1 protein-coding gene is annotated in these 1,951 nt (G+C 37.3%); it reads left to right on the forward strand.

The features are described 5' to 3' along the window. Positions 1 to 1,951 (forward strand): amino acid adenylation domain-containing protein (locus M595_RS27305; protein ID WP_023069822.1); only part of this gene is annotated, 1,951 nt, incomplete at both ends.

Below are 1,951 nucleotides of genomic sequence, written 5' to 3' on the forward strand. Positions count from 1 at the left end.
TATTGCTCAAAATTTAGCAAAGCAACTTCAGAAACTCGGCGTTTCTTCTAATCAATTAGTTGCAATTATTATGGAAAAAGGTTGGGAACAAGTTGTCGCTGCTTTGGGTATTTTAGCAGCAGGTGCAGCTTATGTTCCTATCGATCCTCAACTGCCAAAAGAACGACGGTTGCACCTATTACAAGAAACTGAGGTTAAACAAATTCTCACACAATCTTGGCTGAATCATAAATTAGAAATTCCAGAAAATATCGCGCGAATTTGTGTAGATAACCTTGAACTTTCTTCAGAAGAAACCGAACACTTGGCTTTAAACACTCATAATAGTCCCCAAGATTTAGCCTATGTGATTTATACCTCTGGTTCTACGGGATTACCAAAAGGAGTAATGATCGATCATCAAGGCGCAGTTAACACAATTATTGATATTAATCAGCGTTTTAATATTACCTCAGATGACCGAATTTTAGCTCTATCTGCGCTGAACTTTGACCTATCAGTGTATGATATTTTGGGGACGTTAGCAGCCGGAGGAACGATTGTTATCCCTAATGCTGAGGCGACTAAAGATCCGGCTCATTGGGTAGAATTAATTGAACAGCAAGAAATTACAGTTTGGAATTCTGTTCCCGCATTGATGCAAATGCTGTTAGAACATTTAAACTCTCGCTCTGAAGTGAAAAATTCCTTACGTTTAGTCTTACTTAGTGGAGATTGGCTACCCTTAGATTTACCCAACCGCATCAAAAATACACTGAATAAAAATACTAAAATTATTAGCTTAGGAGGTGCAACAGAAGCGTCAATTTGGTCGATTCTTTATCCGATTGACACGGTTAATCCGAATTGGAAAAGTATTCCCTATGGTCGTCCAATGGCGAACCAACGTTTTTATGTTTTGAATGAAGCTTTAGAGCCTTGTCCGATGTGGGTGACAGGACAGCTTTATATTGGTGGAATTGGACTCGCTAAAGGATATTGGCGAAATCCTGAAAAGACAAATAAAAGTTTTATTATTCATCCTAAAACCCAAGAAAAATTATACAAAACGGGAGACTTAGGGCGATATTTACCCGATGGAAATATAGAATTTTTAGGTCGGGAAGACTTTCAAGTTAAAATTAATGGATACCGAATAGAACTCGGTGAAATTGAATCCACTTTAAAACACCATTCAGCCATTCAAGAAGCAATCGTCACAGCTATAGGGGAAACACGAGAAAATCAACAATTAGTTGCTTATATTGTTCCGAAAGAACCCCAAAATGTCTCCGGTATTGATCGGATTGAATTCAAGTTACAACAACCGGGACTACGCGCCGAAGAAGCTAAACAACCCAGCATTGAGTTACCCAAACCCGAACTCAGTGAAGAATTTACTCGGGCTTATTTACAACGTCAGAGTTATCGAAAATTCTTGGATAAACCGATATCTTTACAAGAATTTAGTCAGTTAATAAGCTGTTTGATGCAAATCAAACTAGACAACTCCCCCCTACCTAAATATCGATATGCTTCAGCCGGAAGTCTTTATCCCGTACAAACCTATTGTTATATAAAACCGAATTCTATTGCAGAAATTCAACCCGGAATTTATTACTACAATCCCGCAGAGCATCGTTTAATTTTAATTCAAGAAAATGGTCAAATTGATAACAAAATATATGGGGTAAATCAATCCATATTTGAACAATCTGCTTTTGCTATATTTTTAATGGGTAACTTCAATGCAATTCATCCAATTTATGGTGAAAAAGCAAAAGATTTTTGTTTGTTAGAAGCGGGTTATATTAGCCAACTTTTAATGGAAACTGCACCCAAGCATGAAATCGGTCTTTGTCCGATTGGTACTTTAGAATTTGAAACCATACAAGAATGGTTTAACCTCGAACCCAATCAAATATTATTACATAGCTTTGTAGGCGGTCGCATTGATACGGCTTGGACAAAA

It is taken from the genome of Lyngbya aestuarii BL J (genome assembly GCF_000478195.2).
Taxonomy (GTDB): Bacteria; Cyanobacteriota; Cyanobacteriia; order Cyanobacteriales; family Microcoleaceae; genus Capilliphycus; species Capilliphycus aestuarii.